Annotated in this window: 15 protein-coding genes and 2 pseudogenes; 5 read left to right on the plus strand and 12 right to left on the minus strand. The window is 61.0% G+C overall.

Annotated elements, in window-relative coordinates:
- Positions 1-70: 70 nt before the first annotated feature.
- Positions 71-1,333, minus strand: coding sequence for a tRNA dihydrouridine synthase DusB (gene dusB / locus AC1AWK_RS05570; protein ID WP_476568838.1), 1,263 nt, complete (start codon positions 1,331-1,333; stop codon positions 71-73).
- Positions 1,320-2,798, minus strand: a complete 1,479-nt coding sequence (locus tag AC1AWK_RS05575; protein ID WP_476568840.1) for a glycine--tRNA ligase — start codon at positions 2,796-2,798, stop codon at positions 1,320-1,322. Before AC1AWK_RS05575 ends, dusB begins: the two co-directional genes overlap by 14 nt.
- Positions 2,799-3,113: 315 nt before the next feature.
- Here AC1AWK_RS05575 and thiM point away from each other — a divergent pair, with 315 nt between their 5' ends.
- The 4 genes and pseudogenes from thiM to AC1AWK_RS05595 all read left to right on the plus strand — a co-directional run bounded on the left by thiM (position 3,114) and on the right by AC1AWK_RS05595 (position 6,336).
- The gene (gene thiM, locus AC1AWK_RS05580) at positions 3,114-4,127 is read left to right on the plus strand and encodes a hydroxyethylthiazole kinase (RefSeq protein WP_476568842.1); all 1,014 of its coding nucleotides are present in this window, start codon (positions 3,114-3,116) and stop codon (positions 4,125-4,127) included.
- Between the two features lie 217 nt (positions 4,128-4,344).
- Positions 4,345-5,031, plus strand: a pseudogene (gene thiE, locus AC1AWK_RS05585) (thiamine phosphate synthase); the annotation flags it as partial.
- 162 nt (positions 5,032-5,193) lie between these two features.
- Positions 5,194-5,976: pseudogene (gene thiD / locus AC1AWK_RS05590) on the plus strand (bifunctional hydroxymethylpyrimidine kinase/phosphomethylpyrimidine kinase); the annotation flags it as partial.
- On the plus strand, positions 5,953-6,336 hold the full coding sequence (locus AC1AWK_RS05595; protein ID WP_476569643.1) for a thiamine-binding protein: 384 nt from the start codon (positions 5,953-5,955) through the stop codon (positions 6,334-6,336). The pseudogene thiD and the gene AC1AWK_RS05595, both read left to right, overlap by 24 nt.
- Positions 6,337-6,342: 6 nt before the next feature.
- Here AC1AWK_RS05595 and AC1AWK_RS05600 read toward each other — a convergent pair whose 3' ends face one another.
- The 7 genes from AC1AWK_RS05600 to AC1AWK_RS05630 form a co-directional block, all read right to left on the minus strand.
- Positions 6,343-7,056, minus strand: coding sequence for a response regulator transcription factor (locus AC1AWK_RS05600; protein ID WP_476568844.1), 714 nt, complete (start codon positions 7,054-7,056; stop codon positions 6,343-6,345).
- Positions 7,037-9,820, minus strand: coding sequence for an ATP-binding protein (locus tag AC1AWK_RS05605; RefSeq protein WP_476568846.1), 2,784 nt, complete (start codon positions 9,818-9,820; stop codon positions 7,037-7,039). The genes AC1AWK_RS05600 and AC1AWK_RS05605 overlap by 20 nt, the downstream gene beginning before the upstream one ends.
- A gap of 132 nt (positions 9,821-9,952) precedes the next feature.
- Complete coding sequence (gene kdpC / locus AC1AWK_RS05610; protein ID WP_476568848.1) at positions 9,953-10,585, minus strand: potassium-transporting ATPase subunit KdpC; 633 nt, start codon at positions 10,583-10,585, stop codon at positions 9,953-9,955.
- A gap of 41 nt (positions 10,586-10,626) precedes the next feature.
- Complete coding sequence (gene kdpB / locus AC1AWK_RS05615) at positions 10,627-12,768, minus strand: potassium-transporting ATPase subunit KdpB (RefSeq protein WP_476568850.1); 2,142 nt, start codon at positions 12,766-12,768, stop codon at positions 10,627-10,629.
- Between the two features lies 1 nt (position 12,769).
- Positions 12,770-14,443 carry a potassium-transporting ATPase subunit KdpA gene (gene kdpA / locus AC1AWK_RS05620; protein WP_476568852.1) on the minus strand — a complete coding sequence of 558 codons (1,674 nt, stop codon included), beginning with the start codon at positions 14,441-14,443 and terminating at the stop codon, positions 12,770-12,772.
- A 39-nt stretch (positions 14,444-14,482) separates the two neighbouring features.
- Positions 14,483-14,575 carry a K(+)-transporting ATPase subunit F gene (gene kdpF / locus AC1AWK_RS05625; protein WP_476568854.1) on the minus strand — a complete coding sequence of 31 codons (93 nt, stop codon included), beginning with the start codon at positions 14,573-14,575 and terminating at the stop codon, positions 14,483-14,485.
- Positions 14,572-14,727 carry a hypothetical protein gene (locus AC1AWK_RS05630; protein WP_476568856.1) on the minus strand — a complete coding sequence of 52 codons (156 nt, stop codon included), beginning with the start codon at positions 14,725-14,727 and terminating at the stop codon, positions 14,572-14,574. The genes kdpF and AC1AWK_RS05630 overlap by 4 nt, the downstream gene beginning before the upstream one ends.
- Positions 14,728-14,804: 77 nt before the next feature.
- Here AC1AWK_RS05630 and AC1AWK_RS05635 point away from each other — a divergent pair, with 77 nt between their 5' ends.
- Positions 14,805-14,927, plus strand: a complete 123-nt coding sequence (locus AC1AWK_RS05635) for a hypothetical protein (protein WP_476568858.1) — start codon at positions 14,805-14,807, stop codon at positions 14,925-14,927.
- A gap of 177 nt (positions 14,928-15,104) precedes the next feature.
- Here AC1AWK_RS05635 and AC1AWK_RS05640 read toward each other — a convergent pair whose 3' ends face one another.
- The 3 genes from AC1AWK_RS05640 to AC1AWK_RS05650 all read right to left on the minus strand — a co-directional run bounded on the left by AC1AWK_RS05640 (position 15,105) and on the right by AC1AWK_RS05650 (position 18,367).
- Positions 15,105-15,896 carry an isoprenyl transferase gene (locus AC1AWK_RS05640; RefSeq protein ID WP_476568860.1) on the minus strand — a complete coding sequence of 264 codons (792 nt, stop codon included), beginning with the start codon at positions 15,894-15,896 and terminating at the stop codon, positions 15,105-15,107.
- Positions 15,897-15,898: 2 nt separating this feature from the next.
- The gene (recO, locus tag AC1AWK_RS05645; RefSeq protein ID WP_476568862.1) at positions 15,899-16,681 is read right to left on the minus strand and encodes a DNA repair protein RecO; all 783 of its coding nucleotides are present in this window, start codon (positions 16,679-16,681) and stop codon (positions 15,899-15,901) included.
- Between the two features lie 87 nt (positions 16,682-16,768).
- Positions 16,769-18,367, minus strand: coding sequence for an alpha/beta hydrolase family protein (locus AC1AWK_RS05650; protein ID WP_476569645.1), 1,599 nt, complete (start codon positions 18,365-18,367; stop codon positions 16,769-16,771).
- Between the last annotated feature and the right edge of the window lie 76 nt (positions 18,368-18,443).

An 18,443-nucleotide genomic window follows, 5' to 3' on the forward strand; every position in this document is an offset into this window, starting at 1 on the left:
TCGCGGTTACGCATAACTTTAGCGCAGAACCACGGATAATGGGTCAATTATTTCGGCGTGTACCGTCATTTTAGTAACTTGCGTCCATCGGATCGTCGCCAAACAGCGCCTCACGCTGCTCATGCGTACTGCTTCTGGACTCAAGCCACCCATACGGTAAGTGTACTTTCTTCGCAAAGCGAACGCGCCCACGGGGCTTGTCCACTACACGCTCAGGAAACGGCACGGCGCTGTCTAGGCCGTCCACCTGCCTTTGTAGATCCTCCAGGCATTCACATTCCATGAAGGCCTTGCGCGTCGCACCCCCCACAGGAAACCCCTTGAGGTACCACGCCACATGCTTGCGCATATCATGCACCGCCATGCATTCGTCGCCGTCATAGAACTGCGTGAGCAACCCGGCGTGCCGCATGATGATGCGACCCACCTCGCCCAACGTAGGATTGCAGCGCGTGGGCTCGCCCGCAAACGCATGGGCGATATCCGCGAACAGCCAAGGACGGCCCTGGCAACCGCGCCCAATGGCCACACCAGCGCAACCGGTTTGCGTCATCATGTCCAACGCATCCTGCGCGCCCCAAATATCGCCATTGCCGAACACGGGAATATCCAGCACCTCAACCAACTCGCCGATACGGTTCCAGTCGGAATGCCCACCGTAATACTCCGCAGTGGTACGCGCATGCAGCGTCACCGCCGCACAGCCTTCGTCCTGGGCGATACGACCAGCCTGCAGAAACGTCTCATGCTCGTGGTCAATGCCGACGCGAATCTTCGCCGTCACCGGAATATTGGCTGGCGCACACACCGCCACCACACGATGCAACAGCTCTTGGAAAATATCCGTTTTCCACGGCAATGCCGAGCCGCCACCGCGACGAGTCACTTTAGGGACCGGGCAGCCAAAATTCAAATCGATATGATCCGCCATACCGTCTTCGACGACGATACGCGCCGCCTGCTCCACAATGGCTGGATTCACACCGTACAACTGCAACGAACGCACGCGTTCGCTAGGCGCGAAACGGCACAGTCGCAAGGCTTTGGGATTGCCGGCCACCAAAGCGCGAGCCGTCACCATCTCCGCCACATACAGCCCTTGCGGACCATACTCCTCGCACAGCACGCGGAACGGCCAATTCGTCACACCCGCCATTGGCGACAACACCACCGGCGTCGGCACATGCACCGGCCCCACATCCACCGGCGCAGCATGAAACGCGCCGTTCGACGGCGCAGAGTGTCCCTCCCCCGGCTGCGCCGTCGAATGTGGATCAAGCGATAGCACGGTATCCGCGCGCGTGTCAATCACCTGGGTCTTAATAGAGGCCACCGGCTTGCGCCACCTCCAGCGGCGCGAACTGCACCGCATCGCCCACGATGGAAGCCGGCCCCTGCGGATAGCGCACCCGACGCTCGCCAATGCGCTCGGCCACATACTGGGTGACCTTATCCATCGCCACACGCTCCTGCGCCATGGTGTCACGCTCACGAATGGTGACCGCGTGATCGTCCAGACTGTCGAAGTCCACCGTAATGCACAGCGGCGTGCCGATTTCGTCCTCACGACGATAGCGGCGGCCAATGGCACCCGCCTCGTCGTAATCGATCATCCAGTCATGCTGACGCAGATCGGCGGCCAAATCCTGAGCCACGGACTGCAGCTCCGGCTTCTTGCTCAGCGGCAGCACCGCGGCCTTCACCGGCGCCAGACGCGGGTCGAGACGCAGCACCGTGCGCTTATCGACGCCGCCCTTGGTATTCGGCGCCTCATCCACGTCATAGGCGTCCACCAGGAAGGCCATCAGCGAACGGGTCAAACCGGCGGCCGGCTCGATGACATACGGCACGAAGCGCTCGCCCGTCGCCTGGTTGAAGTAGCTCAAATCCTCGCCGGAATGTTCGGCGTGCGCCGACAGATCGAAGTCCGTACGGTTGGCGATGCCTTCCAGCTCGCCCCAATCGGAACCCTGGAAACCGAACTTGTATTCGATGTCCACCGTGCGCTTGGAATAATGCGACAGCTTCTCCTTGGGATGCTCGTATAGACGCAGATTTTCCGGCTTGATGCCCAGATCCGTGTACCAACGGGTACGCATGTCGATCCAATACTGATGCCAATCCTCGTCCGTGCCCGGAGCCACGAAGAATTCCATCTCCATCTGCTCGAACTCACGGGTGCGGAAAATGAAGTTGCCCGGCGTGATCTCATTGCGGAACGACTTACCGATATTGGCGATGCCGAACGGCGGCTTGGAACGCGAGGACGTCATCACATTCTTGAAGTCCACGAAAATGCCCTGCGCGGTTTCCGGACGCAGATAATGCAGGCTGTTCTCGTCCTCCACCGGACCCAAATGCGTGCGCAGCATCATGTTGAAATCACGAGGCTCCGTCCAGTTGCCGCGAGTGCCGCAATCCGGGCAGACGATATCCGCCAAGCCATTTGGCGGCAGCTGGTCGCCATGCTTTTCGGCATACGACTCCTCCAGCTTGTCGGCACGATGACGCTTGTGGCAGTTGAGGCACTCGATCAGCGGATCGTTAAACACGGAGACATGGCCGGAAGCCACCCACGCGGCCGACGGCAAAATCACCGACGTGTCCACGCCCACGACGTCGCCACGCGTCGTCACCATGGCACGCCACCATTCGCGCTTGATGTTGTCTTTCAACGCGACGCCAAGGGGACCGTAATCCCACGCGGAACGGGTGCCGCCGTAGATTTCTCCGGCGGGGAATACGAAGCCACGACGCTTCGCCAGGGATACGACTTCATCAAGTTTGCTTACAGCCACAATGCACCTTCTGGTTTGAACGGTTTGGGGACTTTACAAGCACCCCACAGTACCGCCATGCTGTGACAGCAAACCCTTCTGCCGACGCGGAAGTGCCCAAACGGCACACGCACCCACATACACGCCGCCGCAACCAAGCCGACCTACGGCAATCCGACCTGCGGCAGGCCGACCCGCCGCACCGTCCACCGACATGCGTATGGTGGAGCGCGTTCAACCGAACGCAGGGGAACCGAGGGCACACACCCAAGGTTGAGAGTGGCTTTGCCAGACCCTTAGAACCTGTTGGCTAACACCATCGTAGGGAGCAGCATCATGAGAGCAAGCGCATCTGCATACACCAATGTATCCAATAATCCGTCGAAGGATTCCATCAACACCACATCGGCCAATGCCGTCGACCATCCGCTTGGCTTGGACCGCAATCTTCCCGCAGACCACCCGCTGCGCGACGACATCCGCCGGGCGGCGCACATCGTGCGCGACACCACGCCGCTGGCGCAATCCTTCACCAACTTCGTCACCATCAATCTGGTGGCCAACGCCCAACTGGCCGCGGGCGGCACGGCGGCCATGAGCTTCCTGCCCGACGACATCATGGATATCGCCGCCATCGCAGGAGCCACCTACATCAACGTCGGCACGCTGCTGCCGTTCTATGCCGAGGCGTTGCCTGACATCGCACGCCGCCTGCACGAGGCTTCGCATCGTTGGGTGCTCGACCCCGTAGCCGCAGGACTGGGCGCGACCCGCACGGCGATTTTGCAATCCTTCGCCGCCGTGCCGCCCACCGTGGTACGCGGCAACGCTTCGGAATTACTGGCGTTAAGCACCCTATGGGGACTGGATGACCACGCGGACAACACCGGTCCCGTGGGCGTGGATGCCGCGGACGAAGTGGACGCCAGTCTCGAAGCCGCCGTGCGCGTGGCACGTCATCTGACGCAGCACAGCGCCGACGGATTGGGGGCAGTGGCCGTATCGGGCGCACGCGATTTGATTACCGATGGGCAGCTCGTGTACCGATTGGGCGGCGGCAATCCCATGATGACCAAAATTACTGGCGCGGGCTGCGCACTGGGCGGTGTGGTCGGCACCTATCTGGCGGTCGCCGATCCCCTGGTCGCCGCCGTAGCCGCCAGCGCGCATTTCAACCTTGCGGGTTCCATCGCCGCGCGGCACGCGCAAGGGCCGGGATCATTCCAAACGGCTTTCCTTGACGCACTGTGGCAAGTCACTGCCGACGACATCGCCAATGCCGACATCACCTGTGTCGACGTCAACGGAGCCGACATCGCAGCCATGCCGACGGACGCCCGCAGCGCCTAATCGAGCCGCGCCGGTTTGCGTGGCCGGTACAACACAGCCAGTCACGGAAAACCGGCATATGCCGAAGCGTTGGACAGGCCACGGCGCCCCAGCCGTTACCGGCATATCCATAGGTGTGCCGATTGCCCCGCCGCACGTTTCCATATTTCGCTCTTGTCGCCAATCACTCGAAGCAGCGCATCGGCGTCCAACCACCATCATCCGCAAAGGAGTCATTATGACCGATATCCACCCCGCGCCATCACGCATCACCACCCGTTATCCACACGCCCTGCACGCCTATCTGGTGCTCGGCCCGGATGACACCGACGGCCGACCTGTGGAACAGATCGTCGCCCAAGCCGTGCGCGGCGGCGTCTCCATCGTGCAGCTGCGCGCCAAAAACGCCGACCTTGCCGACATCGTCGACATGGCTTCCCGCATCGCTGACGTACTTGCCGAAGCCGACACGCATATTCCGTTGCTCATTGACGACCGCGTGGACGCCGCCTGGCAATGCCGCGCCATGGGCATCGCCGTCGATGGAGTGCATATCGGACAAAGCGATATGGACCCTCGGCAAGCCCGGGGACTACTCGGCGACGAAGCCATCATCGGCCTGTCGGTGGAAACCATAGACCATGTGCTCGCCGCCAACACCCTGCCCGACGGTTGCGTGGACTATTTGGGCGCAGGCCCGCTGCATATGACCAGCACCAAACCGGATGCCGCAGTCGTCGAACGGGACGGCACACGCCATGCGCTCGGTTACGATGGCGTGGAACAGCTGGCAAACGCCAGCCGCTACCCCATCGTTGCCGGCGGCGGCGTCCAGGAAGACGACCTTGCCGCATTGGCCCACGCCGGTGTGGATGGATGGTTCGTCGTCTCCGCCATTGCGCGAGCCGCCCACCCCGAACATGCCGCCCGCCAGTTGGTGGAGCGCTGGCGCGAGGTATGCCAGCATCCCGTCAACGCCGAGGCCATCGCCGTGCATGAGGCCGCACACGCCACCACGCAAGACCAGTCGGCGCAGGACCACGCAACTGCTTGCCCCACGCCGCATAACGATACCAACACGCACACGTTGGCTCCGGTGCTCACCATTGCGGGCAGCGATTCTTCAGGCGGCGCCGGCATCCAAGCCGATATGAAAACCATGCTCGCCAACGGCGTATTCGCCATGAGCGCCATCACCGCGATTACCGCGCAAAACACCCTGGGCGTCACGGATGTCGCCGTGATGGATCCGGCCATCGTCGGCGCACAGATTGACGCCGTATTCGCCGATATCCCACCGCTCGCCGTCAAAATCGGCATGGTACCCTCCGCTGACGCCGCGCAACGCATCGCCCAGCGCCTCGAACATTGGCATGCCGCCAATATCGTACTCGACCCTGTGATGGTCGCCACTTCCGGCGCCCAGCTGGTCGACGACGACGCCATGCGCGCAATTCGCGAATCCCTATTCCCTCTTGCCGCAGTCATCACGCCCAATATCCCCGAAGCCCAAGCCTTATGCGGTATGACGATTGCCAGCGACGACGATATGGTACAGGCCGCCCATGCGCTCACCGACACCTACGGCTGCGCGACGCTAGTCAAAGGCGGACACGGTACCCACGACGCCAACGACGTGCTCGTCGAACCCGACGGCAGCGTCACCTGGATGCGAGCGCCACGGATCGACACCACGGATACGCACGGCACCGGCTGCACGCTGTCCTCCGCCATCGCCGCCAACCTTGCCTTGGGACTGCCCTTGTCCGACGCCATCCGCGCCGCCAAACGCTATCTCACCGGCGCATTGCAAGCACGGCTGCGTCTGGGACACGGCAGTGGACCAATGGATCATGCCTGGCAGTGGCGCGCACCGCGCTTCAACCATGCGGCACATCGGCACGCCGATAACCATGCAGCCAACACCGTGGCCGCCGTCGCCATTGCTCCCAGCGGCGTGGGCGACGAGCTGAGCTCTTATGTCAGCCAAGTCGTGTCAGTGATTCGCAATAGTGGCCTGCCCAATGAGACCAACGCCATGTTCACCAACATCGAAGGCGATCTCGATGCAGTGCTCGCCGTTGTGGGCGACGCCTCCCACGTATTGGCCGACCAAGGATACCGCACGCAAGTGAGCCTCAAGCTCGACATACGTCCGGGGTTCAGCAACCAACTGCAGGCCAAACCTGCACTGGTGGACCGGCTGCTCGGCAACAACGCTGTGATGTGATCTGCGCTAGGCGTTGCCTTCCGGCTCGCACGCCAAACGATAGCCCATGCCCGACTCCGTGCACAAATACTTGGGATGGGCGGGATCAGCTTCGATTTTCTTGCGCAACTGCGACATGTACAGGCGCAAATAGCCACTGTCGCTAATATGGTCGCTGCCCCAAATCTGGGTCAATAAATCCTGTCGCGTCACCAACTTGCCGCGGTTGCGTACCAAAATCTCTAACATCTTCCATTCGGTGGGCGTCAATTTGATGGGGATCTGACGACGCTGTACGGCACGCACCACCGTATGGGACGTCAGATCGACCGTCACCGAGCCAAGCCGCACCACCGGGTCACTCGCCTCCGCGGTGGGCTGCTGCACCACACGCCGAGCCAATGCACGGATACGTGCAAATAATTCCTCGATGGACACCGGTTTAGTGACGTAATCATCCGCACCTGCATCCAAAGCCCGTACTTTCTCACGCGCATCGGCACGACCCGATACCACCAAAATCGGCGCCTGCGTCCATCCACGCACGCCCTCGATCACCTGCATGCCGTCCATGCGCGGCATGCCCAAATCGACGATAAGCATGTCGGGATGTTCTTTCACAGCCTTATCGATGCATTCGATGCCGTCACCAGCAGTCACAATCTCATACCCCTGCGAATGCAAGGTAATGCGCAGCGCCTTGAGGAACTGCGGGTCATCATCAGCGATCAAAAGCTTCATCGCGCGTGCCTCCCGTCGTCATATCGCCCGCCTCGGCAGGTTCGCCATCACTGTCTCGCTTATCAGCCAGCCCTTCACTGGATGTCTCAACATCCGTAGATTCGCCGTCAGAACCCTCCTGAACACGCAGCTGCGCTCCACACATCGGCGGTAAAATCAGCGAACCGACATCCCAGGTATCCTCCACAGCATCATGCGCGGGTATGTTCACCGGCTGGCCCACCGCCACGCCCTGCGCGGCAATCCGCAAGGCAATCACCATGGTCAGGCCGCCGCCCGGCGTATCCTCGGCACGCAGCACACCGCCCATGCCTTCGACGAAGCCCTTCGACAAGGCCAATCCCAGGCCCAGACCAGCGGTATTATCGGTATCCCCGATACGCTGGAACGGCATGAAAATCATATCCTTGCGCTCGTCGGCAACACCCGGACCGTGATCGACCACGCGAATCTCTACCGTGGAGCGGAAACTACTCACCGAAATGCCCACGCGCTCACCGTGCGGCGTAAAGCGCTGCGCATTGGCCAACACATTCGCCACCGCACGCCGCAACAACGGCGGATCGGCACACACCAACGGCACGGGATCGATGTCCAAACTCACCAACGACGGGCCCAAATCCACATCGTCCAACGCCGCCACTATCACCGACTCAGGGTCGGTCGCCACCAAGGAAATCGGCAGCGCATCCTCACGCAAGCGGCTCACGTCCAACAAATCCGTCACCAACGTAGACAAGTCCTGCAAACCATCTGCCGCCACATCCAGCAACTCACGCGCATCCTGTGGCCGCAACCTGCCCTGGTCCTCGCGCAAACCGCTGACCGCGGCCGTGGCCGACGCCAGCGGACGACGTAAATCATGACTCAGGGCGTTGAGCAAGGCACGACGGATGTTATCCGCGGCCGTCAATGGTTCGATCTGGCTGGCACGCTGCTCCAAATCGTTATATTCCAACACAGTATCCACCTGTGTGACGATGGTGTTGAGCAAGCGCTGCTCGTTAGCCTCCACATCACTGCCGTACGCCCGCAAGGTTGCCTTGCCGTCGTTGAGCGGAAACACCATGCACGTATCGTCATCCGTCGCGCCTTGCACCCCCACGCGGTCCACGTCCAACGCAGTCAACGCCTTGCCGGGTGCCACACTGATGATGCTGGGCGCATCCTGGCGGGTAATCACAATATGCGAAAACCCAAAAGCCTCGCGCATACGATCCACCAATGCCTGCAGCGGATCCTTGCTGCGCAGCACCGAACCGGAAATCGATGCCAGCAGCTCTGACTCGGCACGTGCGCGCTGCGCAGTGGCATACCGACGCTCCGCCCGGTCGACCACATAGCTGACGATCAAGGCAATCGCCACGAACAACGCCAGCGACATCAATCCAAAACGCTCGTAAATATGGAAAGTGCCCAGAGGCTCGATAAAACAAAAATCAATAATGAAACCACTGGCCAAAGCCGTAAGCACCGCCGGCAACGCACCGCCAATGGTGGCAACGATCACCACCAGCAACTGGTTGGCCAGAATATCGCGCGGCAAGCTATAGACATCCTGACTGCGCATCAGCGCCATCGTCAGGATCGGCAAAGTCACCGCCGCAAACAGCAACCCCAACAGTTTACGTTTCCACGGCAACACACCATGCGTGCGCGGCAGCGCCCATCCCTTGGCCACATAATCGTGCGTCACCATATGCACATCGATGGTACCGGCATGTCGCACCAGATTCTGCGACACCGAAGGACGCCCCAAATAGCGGCTTAACGAGCTGCGCGATGATACTCCTACAATAATCTGTGTCGCGTTCACTGCCTGCGCGAACTCAATCACCGATTCGACGATGTCCTCGCCTACCACCTGATGGAACGAGCCGCCCAATTGCTCGACCAACGCACGCTGTTCATCGAGCTGACGCACCCGCCCGCTACGCAAACCATCGGCACTGGTCACATGCACCGCAATCAATTCGCCGCCACCGGAATGCGCCGCCACACGGGCGCCTCGACGCAACAGCGCCTCACCCTCGGGACCTCCCGACAAGGACACCACCACACGTTCACGCGTCTCCCACTTGGCGTGGATATCCTGCTCCTCGCGGTATTTGCGCAGGGCTTCGTCCACATTGCCCGCCAACCATAGCAAGGCCAACTCGCGCAGGGCGGTAAGGTTACCTACCCGGAAGTAATTTGACAATGCCGCGTCAACGCGATCCGAGGGATACACCAACCCAGCCGACAACCGCTCGCGCAGCATCTGCGGCGGCAAATCCACCAACTCCACCTGGTCAGCGTTGCGCAGCACCACATCGGGCACCGTCTCGCGCTGCTCGCTGCCGGTAATCTGGCGAACCACATCATTCAACGATTCGATATGCTGCACATTGATGGTGGTGATGACGTCGATGCCGGCAGCCACCAGTTCCTGCACGTCCTGCCAACGCTTCTCGTGTTCGCTGCCCGGCACATTCGTATGCGCCAATTCATCGACCAACGCCACCTGAGGATGGCGCTCCAATACCCGCCGTACATCCATTTCCTGCAGGCGCATACCTTTGTATTCCATCGTACGCAGGGCAATGCGCTCCAAGCCTTCCGCCTGCTCGCCGGTGGCCTGTCGCCCGTGCGTCTCCAACAAGGCGATCGCCACATCGCGGCCCTGCTCGACCAAACGATGACCTTCACGCAGCATGGCATAGGTCTTGCCCACTCCGGGAGCGGCGCCAATGAGCACCTTCAACGAACCTTTGGCCACTGCCATGCCATCACCGTCCTTATCCGCGCCTCGCACGACACGTGCATCACTGGTGTACCACGTCGCCGCACCGCCCGCATCGTGCGCCGACGGCCGTTATGTCCATCATGCCATGACAGCCGTCGGCACGCCGAGCATTTACCGCTGCAACGCATCCAATGCCGTGTTGAGCTTGAGCACATTCACTCCTGGCTCACCGATAAAGCCCAGGCCACGGCCGGTAGTGTACTGCTTGACCAAGTCACGCACCTGGCTTTCCTCCAAGCCTCGCGCCTGCGCCACGCGCGCCACCTGGATATCGGCATAGGCAGGGCTGATCTGATAATCCAACCCCGATGCCGAAGCCGTCACTGCATCCGCCGGCACCTGATCCGGTTCGACGCCCTCACGCTGGGCGATGCTCTCGCGCAGCTGCTCGATGCGCTTGGTCAGCCGCTTGTCGGAAGCGCCCAAGTTCGAACCGCCGGACGACGCCCCGTCATAGGGATGCGCGTTGCCATCGGCATCCGTCGTCGCCGAGGGGCGTGATTGGAAATACTGCGGGAGCGCGTTGCCATCGGCGTCGGTAAACGACTGGCCGATATACGCCGAGCCAATCGCCTCGCCCTGCGCATCGCGCACCAACGAACCGTTCGCCTGTTCGGGGAACGCCACCTGACCGACCGCAGTCACCGCCGCGGTATACCCCACGCCGATCACCACCGTGAACACCACCATGGCGCGCAACGCCGCACGGCAACTGCGCAACTGCAATGCCACCGATGATTTCATGTCTGCCTCTTTTCCTTACCTTGCCATCTATCCAGTCGAACTTAGAAGCCCGGAATAAGCCGAACCAGCAAGTCAATCACCCAAATGCCGACGAACGGAGCGACCAAACCACCCAATCCGTAGATGCGCAGATTGCGCGACAGGATACGGTCACTGCTTTCCGCGCGGTACTTCACGCCCTTCAACGCCAGCGGCACCAAGGCCACGATGATCAGCGCATTGAAGATAATCGCGGACAGCACCGCCGACAGCGGCGAATGCAATCCCATGATGTTCAACGCTCCCAATCCCGGGAACGCATTCATGAACATGGCCGGAATGATGGCGAAATATTTGGCGATATCGTTGGCGATGGAGAACGTTGTCAACGCACCTCGGGTAATGAGCAGCTGCTTGCCGATGCGCACCACGTCGATCAGCTTGGTCGGATCGGAGTCCAGATCGACCATGTTGCCAGCCTCCTTGGCCGCCGACGTACCTGAATTCATCGCCATGCCGACATCGGATTGCGCCAAGGCCGGAGCGTCGTTCGTACCGTCACCGGTCATGGCCACCAACTGCCCCTTGGCCTGCTCGGCCTTGATATAGGCCAACTTGTCCTCGGGCTTGGCTTCCGCGATGAAATCATCGACGCCCGCCTCCTTGGCGATGGCTTGGGCGGTCAGCGGATTGTCACCGGTCACCATCACCGTGCGGATGCCCATGCGACGCATATCTTCGAAACGCTCGCGCAAGCCTTCCTTCACTACGTCCTTGAGCTCGACGACGCCCATCACGTCAATGGCGCCGCCCGGTTCCTGCTTCGCCACCACCAACGGGGTGCCACCGGACTTCGAGACGGATTCCACCTGCAGATGCAGCTGGTCAAGCACCTCCTGAGCAATGGTGCCTCCCTCGGACGCTATCCACTGTTCGACAGCCGAACCAGCACCCTTGCGGATGCGGGTACCATCCGGCAAATCCATACCGGACATACGGGTTTGCGCCGTAAATTCCACGGCCAACGCCTTCGGATCACGCTGCGGGGTCAATCCCTCCTTGGAGGCAAGCGCCACGATAGACTGGCCTTCAGGCGTCGCGTCGGCCAGGGAGCTCAACGCCGCGGCGTGCACCATGTCCTCGTGGCTTACCGCGCCCAGCGCATGGAAGGCGCTGGCCTGGCGGTTACCATAGGTGATGGTGCCGGTTTTGTCGAGCAGCAGTGTGGTGACATCTCCGGCGGCCTCGATGGCACGCCCCGAGGTGGCCAGCACATTGTGCTGCACCATGCGGTCCATGCCGGCGATGCCGATGGCACTGAGCAGCGCACCAATGGTGGTGGGGATCAGGCACACCAGCAGCGCCACCAGCACCGTCAGCGACACCGACGCGTGCAGGGTGGAGGCCATGGGATTGAGCGTCAGCACCACGACGAGGAAGATGATGGTCAGCGAGCTGAGCAGCACGTCCAAGGCAATCTCGTTCGGGGTTTTCTGACGGTTTGCGCCTTCGACCAAAGCGATCATCTTATCGACGAAGCTTTCGCCGGGCTTTTGCGTGATGCGCACGATGATGCGGTCGGACAGCACTCGGGTGCCGCCGGTTACCGCCGAACGGTCGCCGCCGGCCTCGCGGATCACGGGAGCGGATTCGCCGGTGATCGCGGACTCGTCCACGGAGGCGATGCCGGATATGATGTCACCGTCTCCGGGAATCAGGTCGCCAGCCTCCACAATCACCACGTCATCCATCTGCAATTCGCTGGACGGCACTTCGATCGCCGGCGTGCAACGCACGTCGGGATCGTTCTGCGCATCGTAGCCATGCACCCGACGGGCGGGCGTGGTGCTACGGGTTTTACGCAAGGCATCGGCCTGCGCCTTGCCGCGGCCTTCGGCGATGGCCTCCGCCATGTTGGCGAACAATACGGTAGCCCACAGCCATACGGCGATGATCCAGGTGAAGTACACAGGTACGTCCGCGCCGCCGCGCAACGCCACATCATGCGGGAACACCAGCTGCATGACGGCGAGCAAGGTGAGCAATACCGCGCCCACCCACACGACGAACATCACCGGATTGTGCCATTGCACACGCGGATCAAGCTTGCGGGCCGCTCCCGGCAGGGACGCCAGCATCATATGCCCGAACGAACGGGACTTCTTCGGACGACGAGCATCATCCGGATTTTTCGTTGCAGCCATGTTACGCCACCAATCCTTCCGCCAGCGGACCCAACGCCAAGGTCGGGAAGAACGTCAGGGCGGAAACCACGATAATGACAAAAATCACCAAGAATACGAACAATCCATTGTCGGTACGCAGCGTGCCGGATGTTTCGGGAACCACATCCTGCTGGGCCAACGACCCGGCGAGCGCCAGCACCAACACGATGGGGATGAATCGTCCCAGCAGCATCATGAGCGCCAGCATCACGTTCAGCCACGGTGTGTTGGCCGACAGGCCCGCGAAGGCCGAACCATTGTTGTTCGCCGCCGATACGAAGGCGTACACCACTTCGGACAGGCCGTGCGAACCGGTGTTGAGCATCGACGCCTGCACGCTGTCGCGTACCGCGGGAATCGCCATGGAGCCGCCGACGCCCAGCAATACCAGCACGGGCATGACCAGGAAGTACAGCGACGCGATCTTCATGTGGCGCGGACCGATCTTCTTGCCCAGGTATTCGGGGGTGCGGCCAACCAACAAACCGGCGATGAACACGGCCACCAACGCCATGACCAGCATGCCGTACATGCCGGTGCCGACGCCGCCGGGAGACACCTCGCCGAGCATCATATTGAGCATGAGCATCATGCCGCCCAATGCCGTGTAGGAGTCGTGCATGGAATTGACCGCTCCAGTGGAGGTGCCCGTGGACGTGGTGCCGAACAGGCTGGACCATACGATGCCAAATCGGGTTTCCTTGCCTTCCATGGCACCGCCGGCCAACACCACGGCCGGATCGTGACCGAAGGATTCAAAACCAACCAACGCCATGAACGAACCGATCCATAGCACCGCCATTACGGCGACCAACACCAATCCCTGGCGCGTATTGCCGACCATACGTCCAAAGGCGCGGGTCAGCGATACGGGAATCACCAGCATGGCGAGAATCTCGATAAGATTCGTCCACACATTCGGGTTTTCAAACGGATGGGAGGCATTGGCATTGAAGAAGCCGCCTCCGTTGGTCCCCAATTCCTTGATGATTTCCTGCGAGGCCACCGGGCCTCCAGGAATGTACTGTTCGCCGCCCGCCAACGTGGTGACGGTGGTGCCCGACGAGAACGTCTGAATCACACCGAGTCCCATCAGCACTATCGCGCCGACAAACGCCAACGGCAGCAGCACACGCACGATGATGCGCACGATATCGACCCAGAAGTTGCCGATATCGCTGCGGCGACGCCAGGCAAAACCACGGATCAGCGCGGCGGCGACCGCGATGCCCACGGCGGCGGACACGAAATTCTGCACGCACAATCCCGCCAGCTGCACGCTGTATCCCAGCGTCGCTTCGGGACTATACGACTGCCAGTTGGTGTTGGTCACGAACGACACCGCCGTGTTGAACGCCAGCAGCGGATCGACCGCCTTGTGTCCCAACGACCACGGCAGCCACTGCTGCACACGCTGCAGCGCGTACAGCACCAACACACCCATCAACGAAAACGCCAGCACGCTGCGCACATAGGAACGCCACGCCTGGCCCTGCTCGGCATCCACGCCGATCAGCCGGTAGCACCAGCGTTCCACACGCCAATGGCGACGCGAGGTGAACGTCCACGCCAGATAATCGCCCAACGGACGATACACCGCCGCCAACACAACGCACACCAGCAGCGCCGCGGCAAACGCATACGCATATACCATTACAGCCTCAATTCACCCTTCGACCCGCTTCGGTGCAGATCAGAACCGCTCCGGACGCAGCAACGCATACGCCATATACACCACGCCTGCCACGGCCAGTACCGCGGCGGCAATATCCAAGACCATGCTCATAGACGATCCACCGCCTTGGCCAATGCGTCGATGGCGGCAAACACCACCACCACGCCGACGACTACGATGACATCCAACATGACGTCCTCCATTTCCCATACACGGCCGAACGCACCCGCGCCGGCCTTTACTTCCATGCTAGAAACGTTCATACAGGCAGAGCGTCGATTTAACGGGACGCATACGCACCCGCATGGAAAACTAACGGTTTCCTAACGACAAACGGCATGTGCTGACCTCCACCAGCTGTCCGGGCGAAGGGTCACGTGCCGTGTACGCCATAGCCGAATCCGGCACGATGCAGGTCACCTCCTGCGTGGCGCATCACCTGCGATCCATCGGCTTGGAGTAACGCTGCGGTCGAATATACGACGGCGAAGACAACGCCAACGACGAGGGGCGGCCAGTCACACCGAATGACTGGCCGCCCCTCGTCGCATCTGCCGTCAATGCGGCACCCTGCCGGCAATGCCGCCCGACGTGGTCCGACAGCGGCGCCGCAGACATCACCGACGACCGCCACTACCGCCTATCGTTTGACGCCGCCAAAACGACGGTCACGATGCACATAATGCTCGATGGAACGCCACAGCACCTCACGACCGCAATCGGGGAATAATTCCGGCACGAAATCCAGCTCGGCGTACGCGGCCTCCCATGGCAGGAAATTACTGGTACGCTGCTCGCCGGACGTGCGAATCACCAGATCGCAGTCAGGAATATCGGGATTGTACAAATGCTCCGCAATCATCTTTTCGGTCACGCGGTCGCCAGACAAACGCCCGTCACGCACCTGACGCGCGATGGCGGCGCAGGCATCGGCGATTTCGGCACGGCCACCATAGTTGATGCAGAACACCACGTCGATCACCTTATTGTGCTTGGTGCGCTCCATCGCCACTTCCAGCTCGTCGATCACCGACTTCCACAGTTTCGGACGGCGGCCCGACCACCGCACGCGCACGCCCCACTCATCCATTTGCGCCACGCGCCGGTGAATGATCTCGCGCGAAAAGCCCATGAGGAAACGTACCTCCTGCGGCGAGCGTTTCCAATTCTCCGTCGAAAACGTGTACAGGCTCAAATACCGCACGCCCGCCTCGATAGCGCCGGCAATGGTGTCGAACACCACCGGTTCGGCTGCCTGATGCCCAGCGGTACGAATCATGCCACGCTCCTGCGCCCAACGCCCGTTGCCATCCATAATGACGCCTACATGCCGAGGCACCGAACCCTTGGGAAACGGGGGAATGCGCGACGGGTCAGCAAACGGCGCCGCAGGAATGTCCAACGACGTGTAATCCATATGTTCAACAGCCATACTCATGAATCTAACAAGCGCAGCGAACGAATGGGACGCTCCAGATAATACGCTCCCCAATCCTCGACAAGCTCACGCACCGCAGCCGACATCGCCACGCCGTCCAACGAGGCCCAGCGCCCGTCGACTAGCGCGTCCAACTGCCAAATATCGGCCACGCTCATGCGTCGGGATCCAGAGATGTGGTCAGTGGCGCACATGCTGCCGCCCGCAGATGCGGACACATACCATGCATCACGATGCCATGAACCGGTTGGCGAGGCCGTATCGCGCCGTGTGTCCCCCCTCGGTTCAGGCAACAGTCGACCGCACGCCACGCAGGCCCGCAACCGTGGCGTCCAACCCGCCAATGCCAATGCCCGCATCACGTAAGAATCCCCAATCATATCCGCGTCATGCGCATGTGCTGCCAAAGCATGCAACGCACCCCGCAACAAGCGATACTGCTCACGAGACGGCTCATGCTCCGCGCTCACCACCATATTCGCCGTCTCCACCACCGCATTCGCCGCCGCATACACGCCATAATCGGCGCAAATCGCACCCGCATAAGCGGACAGGGACTCCGCCTGCGAAATCACATCCAGCGAGCGCCCTTGGGCGATGAGCACGTCAACCCGCATGAATGGTTCAAGCCGGCCACCAAAGCGTGATTTAGTGCGGCGCACACCTTTTGCCACCGCGCGTACTTTGCCGTGCGATTCGGTCAGCATGGTGACGATACGGTCGGCTTCGCCGAGCTTGACCGTGCGCAACACCACGGCTTCATCTCGATACAGTGCCATCGTCACCTCCCTGTCGTTACCATCGATGTGCCGCCATCAACAATATGCCGTCACAGCGGCCGATCGTCAATCATCCCCACCATCGCATCAATACACAAACATGCCCCAGAACGCAAATACCAACAGCACATGCAACATGGTGATGGCGGTCATCCAAAACAGCACGCGACCCAACCGTGTGGATGCCAATACTGGTTGCTCGCCGCTCACCACTTCCCTGATCGCGCCTTTACGCGGAGGCCACTGAATGATGCCACGCCGACAGGCCACTTCCAGCAGACGAGCCAACACTCGCGACCATGCCCATACCACCAGCGTACACACCACTTGAATCACTGGCCAACTCCAATACATCATGCCCGGATCGTCGGTTGGCGCACCGCCCCACGACAGATTCACCACGCCCATAATGACCTGTCCCAAGCCGGCCGCAAACAGGGCCAACGTCGCCACCGTGACTATGGTAAGCGTCGCTAATGCATTACCGAATCCATGTGTAAAACCCAGCGCCGCCCCACGACGCGTTGCCGCGCGGCGTATCTTGCGTCCCAAGGCCACCAATGCCACCACGATGGTCAGGACGGTGAGCACGGCGGTGGAAATATGCAGGCACAGTCCGTACACCGTCAGCGAACGGCTCGGCCGCAAATCCATCGGTACCGCAATGGACTGATATATCGCAGAGCCTGCTACCCGCTCGCTAGTCTGTTGCAGCCCGTGGGTCGTGCCCACCACCCAATCGACGGTATCGTGTATATAAGCATCGGCGAACGGCGTGCCCGACTGCGATTCATCCCCTAGCCGCAGCACATGGTTAGCCACCGCATAGCTGCGAATGGTCACATCCGTATTGCCGGCCTGACGCGCCAAGGCAAGAATCCGCTGCGCGCCCTGCACCTGGGCAGTCATCACATCCTTGGACCCGTACGCCACCAGCGTCGGAACCGCATATGCCTGCGGCCATAACGTATCAATGTCGAAATTATGCAGTCCCAACATGTCACTGTCGACATGGAACACGCGCCGGACAATCGATTGATATCCCTCGTTGGCCCCAACCAACGCAAAATCCTGCGCCGCCAAGAATCCCAGAGCGTGCCGCGGCGAATACACCATGGGACTGAGCAGCACTTGGAACGCAATGTCGGGATCGTCGCGCAGCAGATACGCCGAAATCCACGTACTCTCCGAAGTGGCGTAGATACCTACCTTAGTAGCATCCACCATATCCAACCCTCGCACGTAACGAACCACTTGGTCGTAGATCACCGCCGACCCCGGATAATCACGGGTCAGATCATTGGTAGACCACACCGGTTTGTCTAAAACCGCAGTGACCATGCCCGCCGACGCCATCGATTCGGCCACATCGCCGAACGAGTTGTCGCAGGTGCCATAGCCTGCGCCATGCATAAACACCACACCGGGAACTTTGCCCACAGGATTGACCGGCTCTCGAATCAGCACGCGGATGCGCTGGACTTCCCCCGTGGATGGACGCACTGCCTTGATGGTGATATACCGCGAAGTAACGTCATAGGCGCCCACATCGGTCATCACATGCTCGGGATCGTCGAAGGTCACCGACGTGTCGGCGGCAAGCGTAGCCATAGTCTGACCAGTGGGCTCATTGCGCCACGGCACGGTAGTCGCTCTAGACACGAATATCAACGCCCCCAGCAGCATAATGAATATGAGCAGACTAACCGTCAGGCGTTTGCCTCGGCTCCACGACGGCAAGGCAGGGTTGCCTGACCGCTCG

This window comes from Bifidobacterium sp. LH_491 (assembly GCF_056356495.1).